Origin of the sequence: Flavobacterium frigoris, from assembly GCF_900111075.1 — a bacterium.
Classification (GTDB): Bacteria; Bacteroidota; Bacteroidia; order Flavobacteriales; family Flavobacteriaceae; genus Flavobacterium; species Flavobacterium frigoris.
In genome coordinates, this window is record NZ_FOFZ01000011.1 from 23,760 (window position 1) to 47,524 (window position 23,765).

Below are 23,765 nucleotides of genomic sequence, written 5' to 3' on the forward strand. Positions count from 1 at the left end.
GAAAGCCTTTTTCTATTTAATACAGTTTGCAGTGCAATCTGGTGAGGATAGCCAAAAAAAATTCCTGTTCAAATTAATGAACAGGAATTTTTATGGTTTAAAGAATTACTGTTAATCTTTATGTTCATTATTGTATTCGTCCTCATTCAATACTTGAGGCTCATAGTCAGCAACTATTAGCGCATCAAAATCTGTTTTTTGCCCTTTTGTGAACTTATGGATTAGTTTTTCCATGATTTCATAAATTACTGGAACAATAATTAACGTAAGGAATAGTGAACTGATCAGACCACCAATGATCACCCATGCCAATCCATTTTTCCATTCGGCACCTGCTCCAGCTGCTAGTGCAATTGGGAACATACCAAACACCATCGCAATTGTTGTCATTAAAATGGGACGCAAACGAGCGTGATTGGCTTGAATTAAAGCGGTTCTAATCGTTTCACCGGCAGCTCGTCGCTGGTTCGTATAATCCACAAGCATAATCGCATTTTTACAAACCAAACCAATTAACATAATAACCCCCAGAATAGTAAATATATTTAAAGTGTTATTTGTTAAAGCTAAGGCTAATAAAGCTCCAATAAAGGAAAGGGGGATAGCAAACAATACCACAAACGGGTGCGCAAAACTATCGTATAATCCAACCATTACAAGATAAACCAGAATAATAGCAGCTAATAAAGCAAAACCTAAGGTTCCAAAACCTTCACTTTGATTTTCCTGATCGCCACCCCAAATGTAATTCACTCCAACAGGTTTTTTCATCGTCGTTAATTTCGATTCAAGTTGGGCAACAACAGTTCCTACCGGAACACCAACAGTCTGTCCTTTTACGGTAACAGATGCCGTTTTGTCTCTACGTTCTAATTGACTTGGTCCAGAACCTTCTTTTACAGTTGCAAATTGAGACAATTTAATTTGTTCCCCCCTGTCATTTGCAAAAATAAGGTTGCTCACATCATTAATGCTTTTTCTATCGAAACTGCTGTATTTGATGTTAATGTCATACTCGTATTCACCCGCTCTAAATTTACCGTCCGTATTTCCGCTATAAGCAGTTTGCATTGTCATACCAACAGTTTGTAAAGAAAGTCCAAGTGCAGCCATTTTATCTCTGTCAACCTGAACGTTAATTTCAGGATTTCCAGTTTCTACAGATAATTTTACTCCAGTTGCCCCAGGAATTTTATTCAATTCTTTTTCGGCAGCTTTTGCAAAAACCATCGCGCTTTCTAAACTTGTTCCTGTTACGATTAATGCAATAGGAGCATCTTCAGCAGTTCCAAGAATACCTACTGGTACTGTTTTTACTTTGGCACCAACTAATATTTTTTCTAATTGCAGTTTCATTCTAGCAGCATAGACATAGGAGTCATCTGTTCTATCCTTTTGATCAATCATTTTTACGTCAATCTCTGATTTGTATGCAGTTGATTGAGAAGCACCCATACCTTCACTGGTTTGACCTACTTTAGTAATCAGACTTTTCACATATTTTTGTGTGTTCAAAAAAGCTTCTGCTTTTTGAGCCATAAAATTACTTTGTTCCAATGAAGCATCTTTTGGCAATTCTATTTGAACCAAAAATTCTCCACTATCTGATTTGGCAAAAAACTCTCCACCGATGAATCCAAATGGAACTAATGCTACGGAGCTAAAGAATAAAACTAACACAACGGCTAAAGTTGTTTTATAATGATCTAAACACCATTTCAGCAACTCAGTAATCCAATTTGTAAAACGAGTTAATAATTTTTCGAATCCAAGAATAACTCTTCCAAAAGCATTTTTACCTTCAATATGCTCCAGTTTTCCAAAACGAGAAGACAACCAAGGAATTATTGTAAACGAAGCTAGTAAAGAAAATAAAGTGGAGATAATTACGGTAACACAAAATTGTGTAATGATATTCGAAACTAATCCAGTACTCATTGCAATAGGTAAGAATACGACAACAATTACCAAGGTAATGGAAGTTACGGTTCCACCTATTTCGGCTGTGCCGTCATAAGACGCACGAACTCTGTTTTTACCCATTTCCATGTGCCTGTAAATATTTTCTAATACTACAATGGCATCATCAACAAGAATACCCACCACCAGCGATAGTCCTAATAAACTCATTAAGTTTAAAGTGTATCCCAGATAGTAAAACCCAATGAAGGTCGAAATCAAAGAAGCAGGAATAGAAATCATTACAATCAATGAGTTTCTTACGCTGTGCAAGAAAAATAACATTACAAAAGCAACAAGGAATACCGCGATCAATAAATCATGAATTACTGAATCAGCAGCTTCTAAGGTAAAAATAGTGCTGTCATTAGCGACATTCAATTTCACTGCGTTGTTTTTATAATCGTTTTCTAATTTCGTAATGGTTTTATACACTTGCTCACTAACTGCAACCGCATTAGCATCCGATTGTTTTACAATTTGTAAAATAATAGCGCTCTTTTGATCGACACGGGCAATTTTTTCAGCTGTTTTTTGCCCATCTTGAACATCGGCAATATCGCTTAAACGAACTTGAACTCCGTTTTTTGATGACACCACTAAATTTCTTAGCTCTTCTACATTTTTGTATTTACCGGCTAAACGAATCAATATTTTTGTATCACGTGTTTGAATATTACCAGTAGGAAAGTCTAAGTTAGAGGATAAGATTACCTGTTGTACTTGTGGAATTGAAAGGCCATATCCTTGCATTTTAATAGCGTCAAGACTCACTTGTATTTCGCGTTCCTGTCCACCAATAATATTTACCTGAGCCACTCCATTTACACGGGACAAAACAGGAGCTATTTTTTTATCGATTAAGTCGTAAAAAGCAACTTCATCCATACTACCATTGGCGCCAATGGTCATAATTGGTAAATCGCTTAGAGAGAATTTACTTAATGACGGTGCTTTGGCATCTTTAGGTAAATCACTTATGATGGCATTTATTTTACGTTGCGCATCGTTTAGTGAAAGATCGACTTTTGCTTTTGTGTTTAGCGTAATGGAAACTGTAGATAAACTTTCGTACGAACGAGAGTCGATTTTTTTAATATTTTCCAATGAAGCCACAGCGTCTTCAATTTTTTTTGTCACCGTATTTTCTACTTCAGAAGGGGACGCACCTGGGTAGATGGTTGCTACCGTAATTACATTCTGTTCAAATTTAGGGATTAATTCATACCCCAATTGGCTGTAGCTAAAGAGCCCACCTAGAATCAAAATTGTAAACAATACAATTACTAACGATGGACGTTTTATGGATATTTCTGCTAATTTCATATATAATTTAGTTTCAGGTTTCAGGGATAAAATTTTAGTTTAACAAACTTGAAATTTTACATCTGGAACAATTTTTCGATTTATTTGATAACCTCCACTTTTGTTCCGTCAGTCAAGTTAATTTGACCCGTGACAATTACAATTTCATTATCAGAAAGACCGTTTAAGAGCTCTACTTTATCACCAAGAATTCTTCCTGCCGTTACATTCTTTAATTTAGCTATTCCGTTTTCTACAACAAAAATCTGATTGCTGCTTACACTTCCCACAAAGGCATTTCGAGGTACTACCATCATGGATTGTTTTTGTTGTTTTGAAGCAAATTCTGCCGTTCCGTACATTCCCGCTTTTAGGTCATTAGAAGCGCTGTTTGTAATTTCGATTTCTACTGGAAAGTTTAAGCTGGAATCTGCCATTGGAGCGATGAATGTAATTTTTCCTGCAAACTTCATGTCAGGATATACGCTAGCAGTTACATTTACTAGGTTTCCTAATTTCAAACCGGCCACTTGGGTTTCATTGATGGAAACTTGCAGCTTCAATTTAGAAACATTTACAATTTCAAACATTTGCGTAGCGGCACCCAATACAGAGCCGGGTTCAATATATTTTTTATTCACTATTCCGTTTATAGTAGACTTAATATTAGTGTCGCCTACATTTACTTTTGCTTGTTGTAATCTCGATTTTGAAGTTACCAAGTTTAATTTAGCCTGATCTAATTGTTGTTTTGTTACCCCTCCAGTTTGGTAGGCATTTTCAAAACGATTGAAGTCAGTTAATGCATTTTGATAAGAGGCTTCTGCTGTAGTTAAGTCAGAATTAATTTGTTCGCTTCTTACTATGGCCAAGGTCTGACCAATGCGAACAGAAGATCCTTCGTCAACTAAGACTCTTACAACTCGTCCTGGTTTTTCTGCTGAAAATTTCAATTCTTGTAGTGGCTCAAAAATTCCATTTACTGAAAAATCTAAAGAAATTTCTTCCGTTTTAACTGTTTCTGTTTTCACGGATACACTTGCATTCTTTTCTGCGACAATAGCAGTTTTTGCTTCGTTTTCTTTCTTATTGTTTATTAAAGTAAAAGTAATCAGTCCCAATGCCCCAAGTATTACAATTGCTATTAGTATATTTCTTTTCATTTTATTAATTATTTAGTAGTGATTTTAGTTCTCCTTTTGATTTTATTAATTGAATTTCCGCTAGTTTGTAATCTAATATTGCAGAGGTATAGTTATTTTGTGCCTCTGTAAAGGCATTTTCTGCATCTAACAAATCAGTTAAAGAAGCTAAACCCTGTAAGTAATTATTTTTGGTGTTTTTTAAGACGTCTTGCGCTAATTGTGCATTTCCTTTTTGATTTTCGATAGTGATAATACTATTGTCAATTTGGGTTTTCGCATTGGCATAAGCCAAATCAAGAGATAGTTTTGTGTCTATTAAATCTTCTTTCACAGATCTTAATTGGACATCTGCTTGTCTTACTTTAGATCGAGTCTCAAAACCAGAGAAAATAGGAACTTTTAAATTCAATCCTATAGAGGAAAAATCAGACCAATATACGCCATCGGAAGGTTTTGCTCCCCAAGGCATTTTTGGTCCCTGACCAATATAATTGTATCCTGCAGAAAGTGATAGCGATGGATAGTATCCCGCAATTACAGATTTCTTTTGGAATTCTAATAGTTGTTCCTGTTTTTTCATCAATAAAAACTCTGTTCGGGTCTCTGTATTCGGTACTTCTGAAAATGCTGAAGGCGTCACTTCGAATGCAGCTTGTGGAATATCTATTTTTGATTCGATTGGCATTCCCATATAAAACTTCAAAGCGTTTTCTTGAATTTGAACGGCATTCAAAACTTGCTGGCGTTGTGTTTTTATATTCGAAAGTTTTACTATAATTCGGTCTAAATCAATTTTTTTAGCTAAACCATTGTCATAACGTCCTCTTATAATGTTTTTCACTTTGGTAGTATTTATGAAAGTACTATCCAAAACGGTTAAGTTTTGTCTGCGAACATAGACTTGGTAGTAGTTGTTTGCTACTCGTTCAATAACTTGTTCTTCAGTTAACTGCTCGTTAATTTGGTAGAACTCTCTCGTTGTTTTAGCGGCTTTTAATCCGATAAATACCGATTGGTCGTACAGATTTTGAGTAAGGGAGACTCCGGCGGTAGAAATCCATTTTTGACCAAAAGTAGCCTGAATTGTAGTTCCTGGCTCTCCTCCAAAAGAACCTGCATCTAGAAAAGTAGTCTGTAATATTGGATTATAAGTTAGTGATCCGTTTGCAGAAATTTTAGGTAATGCACCTGCGCGAACTGCTTGAATCTGGTACTCACTGTTCTCTACTTTAAGTCTTGCTTTCTTAGCGTCGGACTTGTTTTCTAAAGCATAAGTAATGGCATCCTTTAAAGTAAGTATCTTTACTTCTTGTGCATTTGCCGTGTAGGCAAATGTTAGGAATGTTATTAAAAGTAGTCTTTTCATTATATCGTCGGGTTTAGTAATTGTTTTTCAAGTTCGATTATTCCGGCATTGGTAGCCATAGCTCTGGTATGGTATTCTAAAATTTCCAATTCTAGGTTTTGTGATTCTTTTTCTGAACTGGTACTTTCTTTTATACAAAAAATTAAGTTGTAATAAAATCTTGTATAGTTTTCAATATTTAAGGTGTCACGATACAGCCCTTGTTCAATACCTTGTTCAATGTTTTTTTTAAAAACAGCATTACATTCATTTATTTCTCTAAGCATTACTTTTTCATAAATTTCAGGGTAATGTTTTTTTAATTGATAGATAGGAGAAGTATCTGATGATTGAAACATTTCTTTGAACATTTTTCGAATCTCAAAATTTTCTTGAATTGCATTATGTTTTTTAGTCACAATGTTTTCAATTATTTCGTGTACTTCTTTATGCAATAATGCGGTGCTTTCTTCAATAAGAACTTCTTTATTACAAAAATATTTATAAATTGTTTTTTTAGAAATGCACATTTCACCAGCAATATCATCCATTGTAATGCTCTTAAAACCTAGTTTTAAAAACATCTCGCTTGCTTTGTTAATTATTTTTTCTTTCATTATTGATCTTGACTTTGATCTGTTCTATTAATTTCTTTATATTTCCACAAAGGATTATAGTATAATTCGGGTGCAAAAGTAGTACGGAAACTTTTAACACCCAAATAGTTTCCGAAGTATTGATGTAAAATTAACATTACAGGATTTAAATCGTAAATTCTAAATTGGCAATTAGTTTGATGTCTTGACCCAGAGAAATTCCGGCGGCGTGGTGATAAGAGTTTGTTGTGAGTCCAAAATCTTTGCGATTTATGTTTCCAGTAATTTCAAACAAGGCTTTTCGTCTTCCTTCATACGTGGTTATGCCAATTAATGCAGCATCAAGTTCAACTACTTTTGTAATGTTTTGGACAGTCAGATTCCCTTTTAAGAAATTGATGTTTTTGCTTATTTTTTGAAATGAGGTTGATTTAAAATTGATAGTAGGAAAAGTATCAATGTCTAAATAATCGTTTAGAATTAAATCAGTGTCAATATGATCGATGTTAGTGTCTTTGTTTTTAACATCTAATTGAAATTCAACAGAAGCATCTTCTATCTCATTCTCATGAATATCTAAATGACCATTAAATTTATTTAGAGAGCCAGCTATGTATGCGATCGTGGCATGTCTTGCTTTAATTAGAACATCAGATTGATTGGAGTCGATAGTCCATTTTGTTGCTGTAAGAGGAAGAGTTGCATTCATAATTATAAAGTACAATAAGTTAAATTTCGAATGCAAATGTAAGACGGAAACTTTGGATACCAAAATAGTTTCCGATGTATTTTTGTTTATTTTGCATTTCATTTAAAAACGTAGTTTGTAATCAAGGTTGAATGCTGTAAATTAGCGCAAAAATTAGTTTTATGCACGCCATTGACCAGTTCCAGGATTTTTTCATTACCTATTTAGAAAAGCAGACAATTACTAAAGAACCTGAAAATCTTTATGAACCCATCGCTTATATATTAGGGTTAGGAGGAAAGCGCATTCGTCCAGTCCTAACATTAATGACCACTGAGGTTTTTAACGGAGATTACAAAAAAGCTCTTCCTGCTGCGATGGCAGTTGAGGTTTTTCATAATTTTTCATTAGTTCATGATGACATTATGGATGATGCGCCTTTGCGCCGCGGGAATACAACGGTTCATGAAAAATGGGATATTAACACTGGGATTCTATCTGGTGATGCAATGCTTATTTTAGCCTATCAATATTTTGAGCAGTATGAGCCAGCGGTTTTTATGCAATTAGCAAAATTATTCAGCAGAACGGCACTAGAAGTTTGTGAAGGACAGCAATGGGATGTTGATTTTGAAACCCGAGATGACGTCACTATCCCAGAATACCTCAAAATGATTCAGTATAAAACGGCAGTTCTTGTTGCGGCGGCCATGAAAATGGGAGCGATAGTTGCTGAAACTTCAGAGGAAAATGCTAATTTGATTTATGAGTTTGGATTGAACTTAGGTTTGGCTTTTCAGCTGCAGGATGATTATCTTGATGCTTTTGGCGATCCAAAAACTTTTGGGAAGCAAGTAGGCGGCGATATTATTGAAAATAAAAAAACGTATTTATATTTAAAAGCGATAGCATTTTCGACTAAAGAAGAAGTAGCACATTTATTGCATTTATTTTCGATGCAACTTGAAGATAATGTAGCTAAAATTGAGTCTGTAAAAAAAATATTTAATCTATCAGGCGCGTCAAAGGCTACTCAAGAGGCTATACATGATTATACTTTCAAGGCTTTTGAGACCTTAGAAAAAATGGATATTGAAGAAGATAAGAAGAATGTTTTAAGAGCTTTTGGTGATAATTTAATGGGTCGAAAGGTTTAAAATTGCAGTTAATAACGCAAAATATCTAGGCTAAAAATCAACAGTACACAAAATAACGCCCATGTTTATAGCTCCAAAAAATACAGATTTATTACTTTCCGAGGCAGAAAGTGAAACCTTATATCTTAAATTAATTGAGCAAATTAATAAGGATTTTAATTTAGCTAATGAAGGGATAGATTTTCCAATGAGTATTTCTCCAAATGAACTAAAAATTCAATTGCATGAAAAAATCTACAGATTGATTCAGTACAAATTTGCAGAATACCTTAATCTGCTTTACATCATCGATGTTTCTGAAGAGGAAGTAAAAAAAATGGATGGTTCAGACTTAGTTGTATTAGCAGAGCAAGTTTCTTTTCTAATACTAAAAAGAGAATGGCAAAAAGTTTGGTTTAGGAATAAATATCGTTAGAGTTGTACTGATGACTAGCTTCGGTTCAGTACTCTATTCTTTTTGCTCTATATTCTATCTCTTTCTCAAAAATAAATCCTTACAAACGGCATGAAAGCGCTGCCATAAATATTATTACTATCGTTTAGTACATTATAACGGGCGCCCATTGTCACGTTTCCACTGCGGTATCCAGCTCCTAAAAATAGCCCAGTATTCCAATAGTCTTGTGAATTGCTATTAGATCCATCTAGATTGATGTTTACGCGCAACTCCTCTAATTCAGCAGAGAGCTGAATTTCTGGTATGGGATTAAATAAACCTATAATACTACCGCCATATAAATGGGAAGCATAATAATTTTTTTGCTTTAGATACGTATATTGTGCGCCTAGACCCAAAGCAACATATTCATTGAAATTATAAATGGCACTTGGAGCCAAAGTGATGTCAGTGTATCCAGTACCAAAACCTAAGCCAATTCCACCTCCAAATTGTACATTTTTCCAAAAATAACTGCTTGAATTTGATGTAATTGTTTGTTGCTGTGCCAACAAAGCATTTGAAATTAATGCGATAATGACAATCAAAACTGACTTCGAATCAGTCTTAAAGTTATTTTTTCTCATAAGTATCTATTTTTTTAACATATTAATATATAAAAGTAAATATAAATTTAGCGGATTATTGTACTTTTGCGAAACTATTTTAACAAAAAGTATATTCACTAATATTATGGATAGGTTTTCATTTCTAAACGCAGCACATACAGAATTTTTCGCACAATTATACGATCAGTACGTAGATAATCCAGATAGCGTAGAGCCAAGTTGGAGAAGTTTCTTTCAAGGTTTCGACTTTGGGATGGAATCTTACAACGGGGAAACTCCGGTGCAAAGTAGTCCCGGCATTTCTGCTGGAACGGTGGACTATGATCAAATTTCAGAAAAACTTCATAAAGAATTTAATGTATTAAAACTGATTGAAGGTTACCGTACTCGTGGACATTTGTTTACAAAAACGAATCCCGTTAGAGACAGAAGGATTTTTGAGCCTTCACTTGACATCAGTAATTTCGGACTTTCATCAGCAGATTTAAACACTGTTTTTGACGCAGGTAAAATAGTAGGTAAAGCACCTTCTACACTTACTGAAATAATAAAACACTTGGATACTATATATTGTCAACATATTGGTGTTGAGTACATGTATATTAGAAAACCGGAGATCATTCAATGGATACAGGAAAAATTAGGGGTTAATGACAACCAGCCTAATTTTTCAATCGATCAAAAGAAATCAATCCTAAATAAATTAAATGAAGCAGTATCTTTCGAGAACTTCTTGCATACAAAGTATGTTGGTCAAAAGCGTTTTTCACTGGAAGGTGGAGAATCGATAATACCAGCCCTTGATACTTTAATTGAAAAAGCTGCCGAAATGGGAGTGGAACAATTTGTAATGGGAATGGCACACCGTGGTCGTTTGAATATATTGGCAAACATATTTGGGAAATCAACTCAGGATATTTTCGGAGAGTTTGACGGTAAAGATTACGATCAAGAGTATTTTGACGGAGATGTTAAGTACCACCTTGGTTTAACCGCTGACAAAATAACAAGTACAGGAAAGAAAATTAATATCAATCTGGCTCCAAATCCTTCTCACCTTGAAACAGTAGGTGCTGTAATCGAAGGAATTACAAGAGCGAAACAAGATAAGTATTTCCCAGATGATTTTTCAAAAGTATTGCCTATCGCCGTTCACGGTGATGCTGCGATTGCAGGACAAGGTATATTGTATGAAATTATCCAAATGGCACAATTAGACGGATACAAAACAGGAGGAACCATTCATATTGTAATTAATAACCAAGTTGGTTTTACTACTAATTACTTAGACGGACGTTCTTCTACCTATTGTACTGATGTGGCCAAAGTAACCTTATCACCAGTACTACACGTAAATGCAGATGATCCCGAAGCAGTGGTACACGCCATGATTTTTGCATTGGATTTCAGAATGCAATTTGGACGCGATGTGTTTATTGACTTATTAGGATATAGAAAATACGGTCATAACGAAGGGGATGAGCCCCGTTTTACACAACCGGTGTTGTATAAAATCATAGCAAATCATAAAAATCCTAGGGATCTTTATGCTGAAAAATTGATTACAGAAGGTGTAATTGACACCAATTATGTAAAAGGACTTGAAAAAGATTACAAGTCTGATCTGGAAATGAATTTAGAAGCTTCTCGCAAAAAAGCCTTAACAATCATTACTCCATTTATGAAAAATGAATGGTTAGGTTTTGAGCAGGTTACTGACGTACAAATGCTTCAAAAAGTAGACACTTCATTCTCAAGAGCAGGATTGACTCAGGTTGCTGATGCCGTTTGTAATTTACCAACAGATAAAAAGTTCATCAACAAAATCCAAAAGTTGATCAACGATAGAAAAACAATGTTTTTCGAAACAAACAAGCTGGATTGGGGAATGGCGGAGCATTTAGCTTACGGGTCATTACTACAAGAAGGATTTGATGTTCGTATTTCTGGACAAGATGTAGAACGCGGAACTTTTTCTCACCGTCATGCGGTAGTAAAAGTAGAAGACTCTGAAGAAGAAGTAACTTTAATTAATAGATTAGAGGGGAAAAAAGGGAATTTCAATATCTTTAACTCGCTATTGTCTGAATATGGAGTTTTAGGTTTTGATTATGGATATGCATTAGCAAATCCAAATACATTGACAATATGGGAAGCGCAATTTGGAGATTTCAGTAATGGAGCCCAAATTATGATTGACCAATACATTTCATGTGGTGAGGACAAATGGAACAACCAAAACGGAATAGTTTTATTATTACCTCACGGATATGAAGGACAAGGAGCAGAGCATTCCTCAGGAAGAATGGAGCGTTACCTGCAACTTTGTGCAAGACAAAATATGTTTGTAGCTGATTGTACAACACCCGCTAACTTCTTTCACTTGTTGAGAAGACAAATGAAAACGAAATTCCGCAAGCCACTTATCGTGTTTACACCTAAGAGTTTGTTGCGTGATCCACGATGTGTTTCTACTATCGAAGAACTAGAAAACGGAAGTTTTCAAGAAACGATCGATGATGATGCAGTAAACAAAGCAGAGGTAAAAACGCTAGTTTTTTGTACAGGTAAATTCTATTATGACATAACAGCCGAAAGAGAGAAAAACGGACGTAACGATGCAGCAGTAGTAAGAATAGAACAATTATTCCCATTACCGGTAGAGCAACTAAAAGCGATTATTGCATTATATCCAAACGCTGACGATTACGTTTGGGCACAAGAAGAGCCAAAAAACATGGGGGCATACAGCTTTATGTTGATGAATTTTAACTTAGTGAAATGGAGATTAGCGTCGTTAAAAGCGTATTCTGCATCAGCTGCGGGAAGTTCTACAAGAGCAAAACGCCGTCAAGCAGATGCAATAAGAATGGTTTTTGATAAAGATTTATTTAATTCTTAGAAGCTATTTGCTGCTGTCCGCTGCATCTTTTTATTTTTAAAGAAAAAATAAAAGGTAATTGCGGGAGCAATTCGACCATCAGGGCTAAAAGTACAAGCATAAAACAAACAGTAATTGTTGTTAAAACAATTCAAACAATAAAATTCATAATTTAAAAATTATACAAGATGATTTTAGAAATGAAAGTCCCATCACCAGGGGAATCTATAAAGGAAGTTGAAATTGCAACTTGGTTAGTAAAAGACGGAGACTATGTAGAGAAAGACCAAGCAATAGCTGAGGTTGATTCAGATAAAGCAACTCTCGAATTACCAGCAGAAGCTAGTGGGATTATTACATTAAAAGCAGAAGAAGGTGATGCAGTAGCAGTAGGAGCAGTAGTTTGCTTAATTGATACAGCTGCCACTAAACCAGAAGGATCAGCTCCTGCACCAGCAGCAGCAGCAGCACCGGTTGCTGAAGCGCCAAAAGCGGCTCCAGCTCCAGCTCCAGTTGCTGCAGCTCCAGTAGCAACTTATGCTTCAGGAACGCCATCTCCGGCAGCAAGAAAAATATTAGACGAAAAAAATATCGCTCCAGCATCTGTTACAGGAACTGGTAAGGATGGTAGAATCACTAAAGACGATGCTGTAAATGCTACACCATCTATGGGAACTCCTACAGGAGGAAGCCGTGGATCTGAGCGTACAAAATTGTCAATGTTGCGCCGTAAAGTAGCAGAACGTTTAGTGTCTGCTAAAAACGAAACGGCCATGTTAACTACTTTTAATGAAGTAAACATGACGCCTATTAACTTGATTCGTAATCAATACAAAGAGGAGTTCAAAGCAAAACACGCAGGTGTTGGTTTAGGATACATGTCTTTCTTTACAAAAGCGGTTACAAGAGCATTAAAATTATATCCAGATGTTAATTCTATGATGGATGGTGATTATAAAATAGCTTATGATTTCTGTGATATCTCAATCGCAGTGTCTGGGCCAAAAGGATTAATGGTTCCTGTTGTTCGTAACGCAGAGAATTTAACTTTCCGTGGAGTAGAAGCAGATATCAAAAGATTAGCGATTAGAGCACGTGATGGACAAATTACTGTTGATGATATGACTGGTGGAACTTTTACAATCACTAATGGTGGTGTGTTTGGTTCTATGTTGTCGACACCTATTATCAATCCTCCACAATCAGGAATTCTTGGAATGCACAACATTATCGAGCGTCCTATTGCCGTAAACGGTAAAGTGGAAATTCACCCAATGATGTATGTGGCGCTTTCATATGATCACAGAATTATTGATGGTAAAGAGTCTGTTGGATTCCTAGTTGCTATTAAAGAAGCATTAGAAAACCCAATGGAACTTTTATTGGATAACAATCCTAAGAGAGCTTTTGAACTCTAATAAATAGTTTTTAATTAAATACTAAAACCGCCTTATTGCTACAATAAGGCGGTTTTTTTACTACTGCTAGTGTGAACAGGCTTATAGCAAATACAAGTAGTGATTGTAATAATCTACAATTGCCTTTCCCTTCAATAATATATCAGCCCCAATGATTCCGTGAATGGGTTTAGACTTGTGCTGAATTAAAGCTTCATTTACATGGGATAAATCAAAAATCACCAAATCAAATTCTAGATTTTTCCAGTATCCAAGTTGCAGTTTATTATTTGATGCAGTTTGTGTATGCATTCCCGTAGCTCCTGCTCCAGAAGCTTTGGTTTTGGACGCTTCTGCATTGAGTAAGAAAAACGCAATACTTTCAAACCCCACACAGCTGTTTGACGCTCCGGTATCAAGAATGAAATTACCTGAGACCCCATTGATTTTTGCTTTTATCAAAAGGTGTTGCGTTTTGGTAATTTTAAACTTGATCTTTTTGTATTTTTCTTTTTTAAGAATGTCTTGGAGGTTTTTCATGAAGTACGGATGATATTCAAAAGTAATCTAAAAAAGCTAAGAATCTAAAAAACTAACAATTCAAAATGGTAACTTTGCAGCTTTCAAATAAACAAAATGACAATTACTGACACACACACCCATCTATATAGCGAAGAATTCGATCAGGATCGAGAGGAGATGATTCAAAGAGCTATTGATTCTGGGGTTTCCCGTTTCTTTATTCCCGCAATCGACTCTTCGTGTACTGCCGCAATGTATGATTTAGAAAAGAACTATCCTGAACATGTTTTTCTAATGATGGGATTGCATCCTACCTATGTGAAGGAGAACTATCTGGAAGAATTACAGCATGTGGAAGAAGAATTGGCCAAAAGGAAATTCTATGCCATTGGAGAAATTGGTATTGATTTGTTTTGGGATAAAACTCGTTTACCCCAACAACAAATTGCTTTCAGAAAACAAATTCAATTGGCAAAGCAATATAAATTACCCATTGTGATTCATTGTAGAGAAGCTTTTGACGAGGTGTTTGAAATATTGGAAGAGGAGAAGTCACCTGAATTGTTTGGGATATTTCACTGTTTTACCGGAACTTATGAGCAGGCATTACAAGCGATTTCCTATAATATGAAATTGGGAATTGGTGGGGTGGTTACTTTTAAAAATGGAAAAATTGACCAATTTTTGAATCAAATTGATTTAAAACACATTGTTTTAGAAACGGACTCCCCTTATCTTGCTCCGATTCCTTTTCGAGGAAAAAGAAATGAAAGCAGCTATTTATTAAACGTAATAGATAAATTGGCTGGTATTTATAATCTTTCAGCAAAAGATATTGCTAATAGTACGACCGAAAATTCTAAAATGATTTTCGGGATTTAAAATAGAATTCATTAAAAATTAATATTTTTTTTGTTCATTTGCGCACCTAAAATAACCAAAATGCAAAAATTTGACGCTATTCGGCCATTTTATGATTCCGAAATTAACGAGGCTATACTAAATGTGGTTCATCACCCGATGATGAAGTCATTGATGAATTTTACCTTTCCAGAAATGCCTGATGAAGAATGGAAGGAACAACTAAAAAAAACACATTCTATACGTGACTTTCAATGTAATTTTATTTATCATACACTTTTAAAAGTGCTTGAAAAAAGTTCTGATGGTTTAACGACTACAGGTTTTGAAAAGTTAGAAAAAGGAGAATCCTATTTATTTATATCAAACCATAGAGATATATTGTTGGACACTACATTGCTCAACGTGGCTTTGTTCGAACATGGCTTAGTAATGACTGCCTCAGCGATTGGCGATAACTTGGTACAGAAAGATTTTCTTAACATCTTGGCAAAGTTAAATCGTAATTTTTTGGTTCAAAGAGGTTTGACTCCGCGTGAGATGTTGCAAAGCTCAAAAACATTATCTGAATATATAGGTCATTTGTTGCAACATGAAAGCCGATCTGTTTGGATTGCACAACGTGAGGGAAGGACTAAAGACGGTAATGATGCTACTAACCCAGGAGTATTAAAAATGGTTGGAATGGGATCTGATGAGGATAATCTGATGGACTATTTCAAAAAAATAAAAGTAGTTCCGGTTTCCATCTCGTATGAATATGACCCGACAGATGTACTGAAAATTCCGCAGTTATTAGCTGAAGCTAATAATGAAGTATATATCAAGGAGAAAAATGAAGATTTTATGACGCTTTTAAGCGGAGTGATGGGGCAAAAGAAGCGAATTCACATTCATATTGGCGATGTTATTGATACTGAAGTTGATGCAATTAAAGAAGAATTTAATAACTCAAACAAGCAAATTCAAGCGCTAGCTCAGTTAATTGATGATTCTATAATTGAGAATTATAAATTATGGCCTACCAATTATATAGCGTATGATATTTTAAATAAAACCAGTACTTATTCTGATCTGTATACAGCCGATGAAAAATCGCTGTTTGAACGAAGATTAGAGATGCGAATAGATGCTGAAAACCCGGTTGCATTACAAGGATTGCTGGATATGTATGCTAATCCAGTAGCTAATAAATTAAAATACACGGATGAACTTAAAGGCTAAAATTCTTTTAATATATACTGGGGGGACCATCGGAATGCGCAAGGATTTTGATACTGGAGCCCTAAAAGCATTTAATTTCAGTAAATTATTACAAAGAATTCCTGAGTTGAAGCAATTGGATTGTGAAATCGAAACCATTTCATTTGAAGAGCCAATTGATTCCTCAAACATGAATCCGCAAGAATGGGCAAGAATGGCAACTATAATAGAGTCAAACTATTTAGAATTTGATGGCTTCGTTGTACTTCATGGATCCGATACGATGTCCTACTCTGCTTCAGCATTGAGTTTTATGTTGGAAAATCTGGCAAAACCAGTTATTTTTACTGGTTCTCAACTACCGATAGGGGATTTGCGTACCGATGCTAAAGAAAATCTGATTACCGCTATCCAAATTGCTTCATTGCAAGAAAATGGATTGCCCGTTATCACTGAAGTATGCCTTTATTTCGAATATAAACTATATAGAGGGAATAGAACTACTAAAATAAACGCAGAACATTTCAAAGCATTTACTTCGCCCAATTATCCTGCTTTGGTTGAATCTGGGGTGCATTTAAATATGAGACCGGAGTTGTTTTTAGCCAAAAACACAGGGGATAAATTGGTAGTGCACAAAAATTTAGACAATAATGTAGTAATAGTGAAAATGTTTCCGGGAATGAGCGAAACTGTTTTGTCTGCTATTTTTAATATACCTAGTTTAAAAGGAATTGTATTAGAAACCTATGGTTCTGGTAATGCAACTACTGAAGATTGGTTTATAGCTTTATTGGTTAAAGCTATTAATAGTGGACTTCATATTATCAATGTAACCCAATGTTCTGGAGGTAGCGTAAATATGGGTCAGTATGAAACTAGTACTGGCATGAAAGCAATAGGAGTAATTTCAGGAAAAGACATTACTACTGAGGCTGCTATTACAAAGTTGATGTATTTATTGAGCCGAAATAGTGCGCAAGAAGACTTCAAAACTATCTTTGAAACTTCTTTGCGAGGTGAAGTACTATAATATTGTGATTTTACTTTTGTAAGTCACTTTTTTTAGTGTTCTTTGCAAACCTTAAATAAATAGAGAGGTGTCCGAGTGGTTGAAGGAGCTAGCCTGGAAAGCTAGTATGTGGGTAACTGCATCGTGGGTTCGAATCCCATCCTCTCTGCAAAATAAATGAATGCTTCCTGAAAGGGAAGCATTTTTTATTTGTGAGAATCTGTTTTTAAGTAATGCTAGAGACAATCCTTTTCTCTTTTTGCAATAATACAATGCCTTAATTAGTTTTTTAGTTAGGCTTTTTGTTTAATTACCTTTCTAAATTCGGCAATAGGGATTCAATTTGTTTTTTGAAAGCAATACGCATCAAGAACACTTCAAAATCCTATATTTGTATAATATTAGAAAATAAACCAATTGAAGAATCTAGTTACTACTGCTATGAAACAATCGTTCAACCAAAATAACACTATGCGAATCATTTTTAGTTTTTTTCTTGTACTATCGGTTTCTGCTATTTTTTCACAAGAAATAGAACCAATTACGGATAGTGCAGCAGTGAAAGTTGATTCCCTATACAGAGAGGATCAGTTTTATTTTGGGTTCACGTACAATACATTACAACAGAAACCTATAGGGGTGTCGCAAAGTAAGTTCTCAACAGGCTTGTCTGCTGGTTTTCTAAGAGATATGCCGATAAATAAAGATAGAACGCATGCTATAGCAGCGGGGTTGGGTTTTACCTATAACAATTACATTCAAAACCTTGCTATAACTGGAACTGGGGAGCTGCCCGTCTATTCTGTTATAGACGGAAAAACAGCATATAACAAAAATAAATTCACCCAATTATTAGTCGATTTGCCCATCGAATTTAGATGGAGAACATCTACATATCAGAGTTATAAGTTTTGGAGAATATATGGTGGGGTGAAATTCAGCTACGTGCTTTACAATAAGTCTCTGTTTACTGATGATCAAAGCAAAGTAGTAATCACAAATAACAAGGATCTTAATAAATTGCTTTACGGACTCTCTCTTTCGGCCGGTTATAACACTATAAATGTATATGCCTATTATGGATTAAATTCTATTTTTAAGACGGCAAAAATTGATGGGGAAAAGGTAAAAATGAGGTCACTTAATGTTGGGATTATTTTTTATATCCTATAACCACAAGTACAGCAACAGCATCTGTGGAATGCTGCCTAAAAAAAGCCCGATAATTAATTCTTTAAAAGTGTGTGCTTTCATCACTAAACGGGATGAAGCCACAAGTCCATTTATAAGAATGAGAAAAGTAATGGCAAAAATATTTTGGGTATGATAATGTAAGCTTAGCCCAAAAACAAAGATAGTCAATGCACTTATGCCCATCATATGAAGACTCACTTTTGTCTTAACAAACAAGAACAATAGCGCAATTAAAGCGCTCAATAAGGCTCCTAAAAGGAAAAAGTGTAATTCAGGATAGCGTTCAAGTGTAATACTTTTTCGAACTAAAAGAATAAGTAAAAAGGATTGAATCAGAAGTGGTATTTTCCGTTCAGATAACAATGGTGCCATCATAGAGCCAATTTTACCAGTTGCTCGCAAAAGAAGGAAAAAAAGTAGCGGAACTAGGACGGTAATAATGAGCACTTGAAGTAGTACAAAATATTTTTCTTGGTTAAAAAAATAAGAATTATTCGAAAAAAGATAAAATAGCGTAGCATATACCGCAATAAATATCGGATGAAAAACATAAGAAAATAAGGGAAGGATTTTTTTCAAGAGTACTGCAATTGATTATCCAAACAAATATAAGGAATATAGTAAAAAAGTCCCTTTAAAAAGGTCATGATTTAAGCGAAATAAAAAATGGTTCCTCCTGTTTTAATTATGTTATGTTGTCGTAATTCTGAAAAGAAGTGTTATTTTTGAGAAAGTTCCAAATGACAATTATTTTCCAGTACGCTGCCGTTTCTATGATAGTATGCTATTTGTAACACTAATATAAATAAAAGTTGCGTTAATCGCATTACATAACAATGAGTATACGTATTCAAAACATAGTTCCTATTCTTAAGGCGAGAGCCTTTGGCAATACTGCAGAAGCGGTTATCGACACTGTTTCGATAGACAGTCGATCGTTACAAAACAGCGCTCATACTTTATTTTTTGCATTGGTTGGCCCTAATAATGATGCGCATGCCTATATTGAAGATTTGATAGCAACAGGGGTTCAAAACTTTGTGGTTTTGCATATTCCGGAAGGATGTGCAAATAAAGCTAATTTTCTAATTGTAGAAAACACCTTGGATGCTTTACAGCAATTTGCCGCCTATTATCGCTGCCTTTTTCATTTTCTCGTTATTGGTTTAACCGGAAGTAATGGAAAAACGATAGTGAAGGAATGGCTCAATTTCCTGCTAAGCCCTGATTTTAATGTGATCCGCAGTCCAAAGAGTTACAATTCTCAGGTGGGTGTCCCCTTATCGATATTTGCCATTAATGAAAAACACAATCTGGGTATTTTTGAAGCAGGGATTTCTACGGTTAACGAAATGGAGAAATTAGAAAAAATTATTCAACCTACCATTGGGATTCTTACAAGTATAGGTTCATCACATGACGAAGGTTTCCTTGATTTAGAAGAAAAAATTAACGAAAAATTAGTCCTTTTTAAGGAGGCCGAAATTGTAATTTACCAAAAAAGAGATCTTGTCGATAAATTGATTCTTCCAAGAACAAAAGCATTTACCTGGAGTTTTAAGAATGCGGAAGCAGATGTTTTTGTTTATAAAAAAGAAACCGAAAATCTAAACACCACAGTATATTACAAATACAAAGGAAACTCCCATGAGTTGATAATCCCATTTCAGGATAAGGCATCCATAGAAAATGCAATCTCTTGTTTAATGGCATTGTTGTATTTTAATTATGATAGTACAACAATTCAATCAAGAATGTTATTGCTTTTTCCTGTGGAAATGCGATTAAAAGTAAAGAATGGTATCAATAATTGCAGTCTTATCGACGACAGTTATAGTTCGGATTTTCAGTCGTTGAAAATAGCATTGGATTTTCTGGAAAGTCAAAAGCAATTTCCCAAAAAGACCGTTATCCTTTCTGATATTTTCCAAAGCGGTTTGTCCAATGAAGAGCTATATTCTAAAGTTTCGCAATTGATTATTTCCAATAATATAAGCCGGGTTATAGGCATTGGAGAAACCATATCGGCATTTAAAGATACCTTCGTCAATTGCATCACGTTTAATAATACGGCTGAATTCATCTCCAATTTTGAAAACCTAGATTTTGCAAATGAAACCATTTTGATAAAAGGGGCAAGATCATTTCAATTTGAAGAAATCGTTTATTTGCTCGAAGAAAAAACCCATGAGACTGTTCTAGAAATTAACTTGAACGCCATCAGTTATAATCTGAACTTCTTTAAGTCTAAACTGAAACCCAATGTAAAAATTATGGTTATGGTAAAGGCATTCGGTTATGGGAATGGTGGTTTGGAAATCGCCAAATTACTCGAACATCATAAAGTCGATTATCTGGGGGTAGCTTTCGCCGATGAAGGCATTTCGTTAAAGAACGGTGGTATTCATTTGCCAATTATGGTGCTTAATCCTGAGAACACGAGTTTTTCGGCAATTATACAATACCAATTAGAACCAGAAATATATTGTCTAAAAGGGCTTTATGCTTTTTTGAAAATTGCAAAGGAAAAAAACCTGTATCATTTTCCAATCCATATCAAACTGGATACGGGGATGCATCGTCTAGGTTTTGAGGAAGATACAATAGAGGAGCTAATCGCTACTTTAAAGGGGAATGATACCGTTCAAATACGAAGTATTCTATCGCATCTGGCCACAAGTGATGATTTGAAGCATCGTGATTTTACACTTTCGCAAATTAATTTGTTCGATACAATGTCCTCTAGAATTGTTAGGGAATTGGGAATTGACCCGATTCGACATATTTTGAATACTTCTGGAATAAGTAATTACCCAGATTCTCAATTTAACATGGTTCGGCTAGGAATAGGACTTTATGGAGTGTCAAATGACCCTGCGGAGCAAAAATACTTGGAAAACGTGGGTACTTTGAAATCCGTGATTTCACAAATCAGAACGATTACAGCAGGTGAAAGCGTTGGCTACGGTCGAAAGTTTATGGCTGAGAAACCTACAAAGGTTGCAACGATCCCTATTGGTTATGCGGATGGTATTTCGAGAGGTTGGGGAAATGGGGTAGGATTTGTAAGTATAAAAGATAAAAAAGCAAAGATTTTAGGTAGTATTTGTATGGATATGTTGATGGTTGATGTCACTGAAATTGATTGTACAGAGGGGGATTCGGTGATTATTTTTGGCGAAAGCCCAACGGTTTCTTATATAGCAAAAAAATTAAATACAATACCTTATGAAGTACTAACGAGTATTTCTCAACGTGTAAAAAGAGTATTTTACAGATAATTAACTATTATTGAGGGTAATAATTTTAAATTATGTTAAAAATTTATTAATTTAGATTTTTATAAATAGTAACTAAAAAAAAGATATGGGATTTTTCAGTGATTTTAAAGCATCTTTAATGAAAGGTGATGTGTTAAGTTTGGCAACTGCAGTTGTTATTGGGGGTGCATTTGGTAAAATTGTAAGCTCAGCAGTAGATGATGTGATTATGCCAATTGTTGGTTTGATAACTGGTGGAATTGATTTTACAACAAAATTCATAACACTTGATGGAAACAGCTATGCTGATTTAGCTGCGGCTCAAACAGCAGGAGCTGCCGTAATTACTTATGGGAATCTCGTGCAAGCCACTATCAATTTTGTTATTATTGCATTATTTGTCTTTGTCATTTTAAGAGCTGCTGAAAAAGCAAAGAAAAAAGAGGAAGTTGTTGCCGCACCAGCTGCACGAGTGGGACCAACTCAAGAAGAGTTGCTTATACAAATTAGAGATTTATTGAAAAAATAAGAAGACCGCTATGCTATATGTTCAACTTAACCACCTACTAAAACGGGTGGTTTTTCTTTATTGTTACAATTGTAACATTTTGTTATTTTTTGTTAATCGTCTTGTTATGATTTGAATATTACTTACTTTTGCAGTACAAATTAAGAATTCTATAATAAATATATACTATGAGAATAGCAGTTGTTGGTGCTACCGGTATGGTTGGCGAAGTAATGTTAAAAGTGTTGGCAGAGAGAAATTTTCCTGTAACGGAATTAATTCCAGTTGCGTCTGAAAAGTCAGTGGGTAAACTAATTGAATTTAAAGGAAAGAGTTATGCTGTTGTAGGGATGCAAACCGCAGTAGATATGAAAGCAGATATTGCTTTGTTTTCTGCTGGAGGAGAAACATCTTTAGAATGGGCTCCAAAATTTGCTGCTGCCGGAACAACCGTTATCGACAACTCTTCAGCATGGAGAATGGATCCAACTAAAAAATTGATTGTTCCTGAAATTAATGCTTCTTCATTAACTAAAGATGATAAAATTATCGCTAACCCAAACTGTTCTACGATTCAGATGGTTTTGGTTTTAGCACCTTTACATAAAAAATACAATATCAAGCGTGTGATCGTTTCTACTTATCAATCTATTACTGGTACAGGAGTTAAGGCCGTACAACAATTGGAAAATGAATATGCAGGAGTTCAAGGTGAAATGGCGTATAAATACCCAATTCATAGAAATGCTATTCCACAATGTGATTCTTTCGAAGAAAACGGATATACAAAAGAAGAAATGAAATTGGTTCGTGAGACTCAAAAAATATTAGATGACAGAACAATTGCAGTTACTGCTACCGCCGTTCGTGTGCCTATCGTTGGTGGACACAGTGAAGCAGTAAATGTGGAGTTTTCGAATGATTTTGTGGTTTCGGATATTCAAAATATTTTACACCACACTGATGGAGTAGTAGTACAAGATAACAATGATACGTATACCTATCCGATGCCAATGTACGCGCAAGGAAAAGATGATGTTTTTGTAGGTAGAATTCGTCGTGACGAAAGCCAGGCAAACACATTGAATATGTGGATTGTTGCTGACAATTTAAGAAAAGGAGCCGCGACAAATACAATTCAAATTGCTGAATACCTTATTGCTGCAAAGTTCGTATAAGGCTATAATAGACAGTTTGTTAAGTCTATCTAAGTTAATAATTCTTTATGTTTTATTAATTTAGATAGATTTTTTTTTAAGGTTTACCTACATTTGCACTCTATGAAAAAGATAAAACTATTATTAAGTCTTTCTTTGGCGATGACGGTATTGTTTTCAATACTTTTTCAATCGCTGCATAGTTATGCGCATTTTGTTCAGCAATTCTCGAAAACTGAATGCCACCACAAGTACAATGTAAAACATACCGCCGAAATTACGCACCAACATCACAGCTTTGATGATTGTAAAGTGTGTCATTTTAGTTTTGGTTCTTATATAACTCCTCAAGTATTTCCGTATTCACTTCATTCAAATTACGAACAGACTCCCTATTTCTTTCAGAAGGGAAAAACCTTTATTTCGTTTCCCGGTAGTTTGTATTCTCTTCGAGGGCCACCTTCAGTTATTATTTAAATTAAAGTTATTTCCAACCAATTCTTATTGTTTTTTGTTGGGAATTTTCACTTATTAAATAATTTCAATTCAGTTATCTTTTTAAGATTTCTG

General features: G+C 34.9%; 20 protein-coding genes and 1 tRNA gene. 13 read left to right on the top strand and 8 right to left on the bottom strand.

Annotated elements, in window-relative coordinates; all coding sequences use genetic code 11:
* Window positions 1–111: 111 nt before the first annotated feature.
* The 5 genes from BMW63_RS13435 to BMW63_RS13455 form a co-directional block, all read right to left on the bottom strand.
* Complete coding sequence (locus BMW63_RS13435) at window positions 112–3,285, bottom strand: efflux RND transporter permease subunit (RefSeq protein ID WP_074723999.1); 3,174 nt, start codon at window positions 3,283–3,285, stop codon at window positions 112–114.
* An 80-nt stretch (window positions 3,286–3,365) separates the two neighbouring features.
* Complete coding sequence (locus tag BMW63_RS13440; protein WP_074724000.1) at window positions 3,366–4,427, bottom strand: efflux RND transporter periplasmic adaptor subunit; 1,062 nt, start codon at window positions 4,425–4,427, stop codon at window positions 3,366–3,368.
* Between the two features lie 4 nt (window positions 4,428–4,431).
* A complete protein-coding gene (locus tag BMW63_RS13445) occupies window positions 4,432–5,775 on the bottom strand; it encodes a TolC family protein (RefSeq protein ID WP_074724001.1) in 1,344 nt (447 codons plus the stop codon).
* The gene (locus tag BMW63_RS13450) at window positions 5,775–6,371 is read right to left on the bottom strand and encodes a TetR/AcrR family transcriptional regulator (RefSeq protein ID WP_074724002.1); all 597 of its coding nucleotides are present in this window, start codon (window positions 6,369–6,371) and stop codon (window positions 5,775–5,777) included. The genes BMW63_RS13445 and BMW63_RS13450 overlap by 1 nt, the downstream gene beginning before the upstream one ends.
* 145 nt (window positions 6,372–6,516) lie before the next feature.
* Window positions 6,517–7,059, bottom strand: a complete 543-nt coding sequence (locus BMW63_RS13455) for a YceI family protein (RefSeq protein ID WP_074724003.1) — start codon at window positions 7,057–7,059, stop codon at window positions 6,517–6,519.
* 161 nt (window positions 7,060–7,220) lie between these two features.
* Between BMW63_RS13455 and BMW63_RS13460 the strand changes: the two genes are divergently transcribed.
* Window positions 7,221–8,195 (top strand): polyprenyl synthetase family protein, encoded by a 975-nt coding sequence (locus BMW63_RS13460; RefSeq protein ID WP_074724004.1) that lies wholly within the window; start codon window positions 7,221–7,223, stop codon window positions 8,193–8,195.
* Window positions 8,196–8,256: 61 nt separating this feature from the next.
* A complete protein-coding gene (locus BMW63_RS13465; RefSeq protein WP_074724005.1) occupies window positions 8,257–8,610 on the top strand; it encodes a hypothetical protein in 354 nt (117 codons plus the stop codon).
* 65 nt (window positions 8,611–8,675) lie between these two features.
* On the opposite strand, the gene BMW63_RS13470 is transcribed toward BMW63_RS13465, so the two are convergent.
* Window positions 8,676–9,218: a hypothetical protein gene (locus BMW63_RS13470; protein ID WP_074724006.1), complete on the bottom strand. Its 543-nt coding sequence runs from the start codon at window positions 9,216–9,218 to the stop codon at window positions 8,676–8,678.
* Window positions 9,219–9,324: 106 nt separating this feature from the next.
* Here BMW63_RS13470 and BMW63_RS13475 point away from each other — a divergent pair, with 106 nt between their 5' ends.
* Both BMW63_RS13475 and odhB read left to right on the top strand, forming a co-directional pair.
* On the top strand, window positions 9,325–12,102 hold the full coding sequence (locus BMW63_RS13475) for a 2-oxoglutarate dehydrogenase E1 component (protein WP_074724068.1): 2,778 nt from the start codon (window positions 9,325–9,327) through the stop codon (window positions 12,100–12,102).
* A 167-nt stretch (window positions 12,103–12,269) separates the two neighbouring features.
* Entirely contained in the window at window positions 12,270–13,499 is a 1,230-nt protein-coding gene (gene odhB, locus BMW63_RS13480) for a 2-oxoglutarate dehydrogenase complex dihydrolipoyllysine-residue succinyltransferase (RefSeq protein ID WP_074724007.1), read from the top strand.
* Window positions 13,500–13,580: 81 nt separating this feature from the next.
* On the opposite strand, the gene BMW63_RS13485 is transcribed toward odhB, so the two are convergent.
* Entirely contained in the window at window positions 13,581–14,018 is a 438-nt protein-coding gene (locus BMW63_RS13485) for a retropepsin-like aspartic protease (RefSeq protein ID WP_074724008.1), read from the bottom strand.
* A gap of 96 nt (window positions 14,019–14,114) precedes the next feature.
* Between BMW63_RS13485 and BMW63_RS13490 the strand changes: the two genes are divergently transcribed.
* The 5 genes from BMW63_RS13490 (at window position 14,115) to BMW63_RS13510 (ending at window position 18,249) form a co-directional block, all read left to right on the top strand.
* On the top strand, window positions 14,115–14,882 hold the full coding sequence (locus BMW63_RS13490) for a TatD family hydrolase (protein ID WP_074724009.1): 768 nt from the start codon (window positions 14,115–14,117) through the stop codon (window positions 14,880–14,882).
* Window positions 14,883–14,942: 60 nt separating this feature from the next.
* Window positions 14,943–16,085 (top strand): 1-acyl-sn-glycerol-3-phosphate acyltransferase, encoded by a 1,143-nt coding sequence (locus BMW63_RS13495; protein ID WP_074724010.1) that lies wholly within the window; start codon window positions 14,943–14,945, stop codon window positions 16,083–16,085.
* Window positions 16,069–17,097, top strand: coding sequence for an asparaginase (locus BMW63_RS13500; protein WP_074724011.1), 1,029 nt, complete (start codon window positions 16,069–16,071; stop codon window positions 17,095–17,097). The genes BMW63_RS13495 and BMW63_RS13500 overlap by 17 nt, the downstream gene beginning before the upstream one ends.
* Window positions 17,098–17,158: 61 nt before the next feature.
* A tRNA-Ser gene (locus BMW63_RS13505) sits at window positions 17,159–17,245 on the top strand.
* Window positions 17,246–17,493: 248 nt separating this feature from the next.
* Window positions 17,494–18,249 (top strand): porin family protein, encoded by a 756-nt coding sequence (locus tag BMW63_RS13510; protein WP_317040289.1) that lies wholly within the window; start codon window positions 17,494–17,496, stop codon window positions 18,247–18,249.
* Here BMW63_RS13510 and BMW63_RS13515 read toward each other — a convergent pair.
* A complete protein-coding gene (locus BMW63_RS13515) occupies window positions 18,244–18,849 on the bottom strand; it encodes a hypothetical protein (RefSeq protein ID WP_074724012.1) in 606 nt (201 codons plus the stop codon). The two genes, BMW63_RS13510 and BMW63_RS13515, sit on opposite strands and share 6 nt — an antisense overlap.
* 257 nt (window positions 18,850–19,106) lie before the next feature.
* Between BMW63_RS13515 and BMW63_RS13520 the strand changes: the two genes are divergently transcribed.
* The 4 genes from BMW63_RS13520 (at window position 19,107) to BMW63_RS13535 (ending at window position 23,672) form a co-directional block, all read left to right on the top strand.
* Window positions 19,107–21,551 (top strand): bifunctional UDP-N-acetylmuramoyl-tripeptide:D-alanyl-D-alanine ligase/alanine racemase, encoded by a 2,445-nt coding sequence (locus BMW63_RS13520; protein ID WP_074724013.1) that lies wholly within the window; start codon window positions 19,107–19,109, stop codon window positions 21,549–21,551.
* 85 nt (window positions 21,552–21,636) lie between these two features.
* Complete coding sequence (gene mscL / locus BMW63_RS13525; RefSeq protein ID WP_074724014.1) at window positions 21,637–22,059, top strand: large conductance mechanosensitive channel protein MscL; 423 nt, start codon at window positions 21,637–21,639, stop codon at window positions 22,057–22,059.
* A 167-nt stretch (window positions 22,060–22,226) separates the two neighbouring features.
* Complete coding sequence (locus BMW63_RS13530) at window positions 22,227–23,216, top strand: aspartate-semialdehyde dehydrogenase (protein WP_074724015.1); 990 nt, start codon at window positions 22,227–22,229, stop codon at window positions 23,214–23,216.
* A gap of 102 nt (window positions 23,217–23,318) precedes the next feature.
* Complete coding sequence (locus BMW63_RS13535; protein ID WP_074724016.1) at window positions 23,319–23,672, top strand: hypothetical protein; 354 nt, start codon at window positions 23,319–23,321, stop codon at window positions 23,670–23,672.
* Window positions 23,673–23,765 lie beyond the last annotated feature (93 nt).

Coding starts and splice junctions, on each gene's coding strand:
- BMW63_RS13490 (WP_074724009.1), top strand. CDS start 14,115: ATGACAATTACTGACACACACACCCATCTATATAGCGAAGAATTCGAT.
- BMW63_RS13530 (WP_074724015.1), top strand. CDS start 22,227: ATGAGAATAGCAGTTGTTGGTGCTACCGGTATGGTTGGCGAAGTAATG.
- BMW63_RS13435 (WP_074723999.1), bottom strand. CDS start 3,285: ATGAAATTAGCAGAAATATCCATAAAACGTCCATCGTTAGTAATTGTA.
- BMW63_RS13455 (WP_074724003.1), bottom strand. CDS start 7,059: ATGAATGCAACTCTTCCTCTTACAGCAACAAAATGGACTATCGACTCC.
- odhB (WP_074724007.1), top strand. CDS start 12,270: ATGATTTTAGAAATGAAAGTCCCATCACCAGGGGAATCTATAAAGGAA.
- BMW63_RS13450 (WP_074724002.1), bottom strand. CDS start 6,371: ATGAAAGAAAAAATAATTAACAAAGCAAGCGAGATGTTTTTAAAACTA.
- mscL (WP_074724014.1), top strand. CDS start 21,637: ATGGGATTTTTCAGTGATTTTAAAGCATCTTTAATGAAAGGTGATGTG.
- BMW63_RS13445 (WP_074724001.1), bottom strand. CDS start 5,775: ATGAAAAGACTACTTTTAATAACATTCCTAACATTTGCCTACACGGCA.
- BMW63_RS13465 (WP_074724005.1), top strand. CDS start 8,257: ATGTTTATAGCTCCAAAAAATACAGATTTATTACTTTCCGAGGCAGAA.
- BMW63_RS13485 (WP_074724008.1), bottom strand. CDS start 14,018: ATGAAAAACCTCCAAGACATTCTTAAAAAAGAAAAATACAAAAAGATC.
- BMW63_RS13535 (WP_074724016.1), top strand. CDS start 23,319: ATGAAAAAGATAAAACTATTATTAAGTCTTTCTTTGGCGATGACGGTA.
- BMW63_RS13520 (WP_074724013.1), top strand. CDS start 19,107: ATGAGTATACGTATTCAAAACATAGTTCCTATTCTTAAGGCGAGAGCC.
- BMW63_RS13470 (WP_074724006.1), bottom strand. CDS start 9,218: ATGAGAAAAAATAACTTTAAGACTGATTCGAAGTCAGTTTTGATTGTC.
- BMW63_RS13475 (WP_074724068.1), top strand. CDS start 9,325: ATGGATAGGTTTTCATTTCTAAACGCAGCACATACAGAATTTTTCGCA.
- BMW63_RS13500 (WP_074724011.1), top strand. CDS start 16,069: ATGAACTTAAAGGCTAAAATTCTTTTAATATATACTGGGGGGACCATC.
- BMW63_RS13495 (WP_074724010.1), top strand. CDS start 14,943: ATGCAAAAATTTGACGCTATTCGGCCATTTTATGATTCCGAAATTAAC.
- BMW63_RS13440 (WP_074724000.1), bottom strand. CDS start 4,427: ATGAAAAGAAATATACTAATAGCAATTGTAATACTTGGGGCATTGGGA.
- BMW63_RS13460 (WP_074724004.1), top strand. CDS start 7,221: ATGCACGCCATTGACCAGTTCCAGGATTTTTTCATTACCTATTTAGAA.